4 protein-coding genes are annotated in these 2,835 nt (G+C 57.2%); 2 read left to right on the plus strand and 2 right to left on the minus strand.

Features of this window, described 5'->3' with window-relative positions:
- Window positions 1-14: 14 nt before the first annotated feature.
- Together RMO15_RS04045 and RMO15_RS04050 are read right to left on the minus strand one after the other, a co-directional pair.
- Window positions 15-473 carry an IS1 family transposase gene (locus RMO15_RS04045; protein ID WP_309708141.1) on the minus strand — a complete coding sequence of 153 codons (459 nt, stop codon included), beginning with the start codon at window positions 471-473 and terminating at the stop codon, window positions 15-17.
- A 32-nt stretch (window positions 474-505) separates the two neighbouring features.
- Window positions 506-769 (minus strand): hypothetical protein, encoded by a 264-nt coding sequence (locus RMO15_RS04050; protein ID WP_309708144.1) that lies wholly within the window; start codon window positions 767-769, stop codon window positions 506-508.
- A 59-nt stretch (window positions 770-828) separates the two neighbouring features.
- Between RMO15_RS04050 and RMO15_RS04055 the strand changes: the two genes are divergently transcribed.
- Together RMO15_RS04055 and RMO15_RS04060 are read left to right on the plus strand one after the other, a co-directional pair.
- Window positions 829-2,394, plus strand: a complete 1,566-nt coding sequence (locus RMO15_RS04055) for a sialate O-acetylesterase (RefSeq protein WP_309708147.1) — start codon at window positions 829-831, stop codon at window positions 2,392-2,394.
- Window positions 2,394-2,835: DUF4262 domain-containing protein (locus RMO15_RS04060; RefSeq protein ID WP_309708150.1), on the plus strand; the 442-nt coding region annotated here is incomplete at its 3' end. The genes RMO15_RS04055 and RMO15_RS04060, both read left to right, overlap by 1 nt.

Genomic DNA, 2,835 nt, shown 5'->3' on the forward strand with positions numbered 1-2,835 from the left:
GGCTATGGGTTTTATCACGTTGATAACTCCTTCATTTGAAGGCGTAACCAACATCGCTGACATTCCTGATTATGTCCACGAAGCATAATCAAGAAACGCTCCACCAAATCATCCTCGATACCCGCATGAACACCACAAGATTCGCGAACCAAACCAGATTGACGCTGACGCCACTTGGTGTTCCAGCCTTCCGAATGGCTAGTTTCTCTACTACCCTTCTCGCTAGGATGGTGTTGCCAAGAAGGAAAGAAACGCTCATAAGCACCCCATTTGTCCGTGTAAACGGGCTTGTCACGATAGTCCGCAGGCACATCACCCCACAGAATTGGGAGCATCGAATCTGTCCTATCCCCAAAAACGAACCCCAAGACTTGGCCAACCAAACGGGAAACGGCTATCCAAACCCAAAACGAGGGAGTCACTTGGATACAAATCTCGTCAATCTCGATGGCATCTCCCTCAGGAGCAGGCACCAAGGCGATCTTACCTTGGCAAATTTGCTCTTCTACGTCAGCAGCGTTTTTTTTCGAATCTGCCGGATTGTCAAGCGCGAGACCTTCAGTGCTCTTGCGATTCCCCGCTGGGAGATCCTTTCCTGGAGGCAGGCAACAATATCTGCTTCTTTCTGGGGTGTCACCGCTCGACTCTTGGGGTTGAGGGTAAAGGTCTTGGTGCAGGCATGACATCGGCATCGTGCACTACCGCTGCCGTTACTTCCGAACTTGATGCAGTCCGGGCTTTGGCAGTAGGGGCAAGTAATTACAATCATGAAACCATTATACAAACAACGCGAGAAAACCCATAGCCCACTATGTTACAATTGGAGCCATGCAAAAAACGGTCAAGATATTTCTCTTTGCAGGGCAGTCCAATATGGTGGGCAGCGATGCCCACCCGGAGCGGATAGACGACTTCCCGCTCTTCAAAGGAGCCGGTGCGCCGCAGCCCGATGTTCGCTACGCGTTTCTTCCCGAGGGAGGCAAGGTGGGTTTTCAGGGCTGGGAACCGCTGCGCCCCCTCCAGGCATTTGGGCCCGAGCTGACGTTCGCGCACCTTCTGAAAAAGTACGATAGCTCCCCGATTGCCATTATCAAGTCCGCAATCGGCGGCACCACGGCCGCCTACGACTGGAACCCCGATGCACCCGAGAGCGGCCAGAAGCTCTACCCGCGCACGCTTCAGCTCATTCGTGATGCCCTAAGCTCCCTCGATAAACAAGGCATTCGCTACCAGTTCGAGGCCGTGGTCTGGCACCAGGGCGAGAACGACATGCTGGATCGCAAGGTCAACACCGCCTACGCCACCAACCTACGTGCGATTGTCCAGCGCCTGCGCGCCGACCTGCAGCTCCCCAAGCTCAAGTGGTTTCTGGGCGAGGTGAGCGAGAAGGGCATCTGGGGCATGGACAACCGCGCCAACTTGGCCGTCTTACGCCAGCAGCAAGACCAGCTCCTCGCCTCCGATCCCCTGCTGCGCTGGGTGCCAACGTCGCACCTCGCCTTCGACGTGATGGGCAGCGGCCAGCCGCACTACCACTTCGGGACGCAGGGCCAGCTCCAGCTAGGGGAGGCGTTTGGCACCGCGTACTTGAGTGAGATCGGCAAGCTCCCCAAGCCCAAAGAGCGTAAGTTCGCGAAGGGCCTGCCCATTCCCAAGAAAGGCCGCGTTCGTCTGTTCGTACTCGCGGGCCAGCGCAACATGGAGGGCGAGGACGCGTTTGTGAGCGAGCTGCCCGCTGCGCTCGCACAGCCCCAGAGCGATATTCTCTTTCGCTACGCGCTGAGCGGTGGATTCCAGAGTTCTAGAAACTGGGAACCCCTCGGACCGGTGAGCGTCCTAGGCAACTTCGGCCCAGAGCTGAGCCTCGGGGCGCAGCTCCGAAAAACGCTACCCACCAGCGAGGGCGTCGCGCTCCTCAAGTTCACCCACAGCGGAGCGCAGGGGCCGGACTGGTTGCCGCAGGGCTCGCCGGAGAGCCGCCGCAATCTCTATCCCAAGCTCCTCGCCTTCCTGCGCGATGCCGCCGCCGACCTCACGCGGCAGGGCTACGAGCCGACGTGGGAGGGGATTTTCTGGCACCCCGGCGAGAATGACACCTACTTTGCGTCCTACCTGAAAAACTACGCGGGCTGGATGAAAAGCCTCATGGCTCAGGTGCGGCAGGACTTGGAACAGCCCGTGCTCCCCTGGTTTGTCTCCGAGCAACACCCGAAGGCGATCTGGAAGAACATGTCGGCACTGAACGCGGATCTCAGAGCACTGGCCGAGACAGACAAACAGCTTGTGATCGTCAAGACCGAGCACTTCCCCCACCAGCGCGTGCACTTCGGCACCCAGGGAACGCTTCTGTTGGGAGACGCTCTGGCCCAAGCCTACAAAGATAAAATCCGCTGATGAGTAACTTTGACCAGAAAATCCAGGAAGATATCACTCGCTTTGGGTGTGCAGTTATTCATATTTCCGAAGAAGATGACCTGCCGCCTTTTTCGTTCTCAGTAGGCATCACCAAAACCGCCGCTGCTCCTGAGTTAATTGTGATCGGGCTGCAGCAAGAGCTGGCGCACGTACTCATCAATGATTTCCACGAGCGTGTCGGGGCAGGTGAAAGCTTTCGGGTGGGAGAGCGCTACTCAGGCTTTCTGGAAGAATTCGATGTTGCCCTGGAGCGAGTGGCGGAGTCCTTTTACGACGAGTACCTAGGCTACAATCTCGGGTTCTATAAGGGGCCGAATTTTGAGGCACTTCAGCTGATCTATCCCAACACAGAAGGCATCTGGCCGTGGCAGCCTGAGGCCGACGCGTGCTATCGTGCACGTCAGCCCTTACTTCAGGAGG

The organism is Armatimonas sp. (assembly GCF_031410135.1).
Taxonomy (GTDB): Bacteria; Armatimonadota; Armatimonadia; order Armatimonadales; family Armatimonadaceae; genus Armatimonas.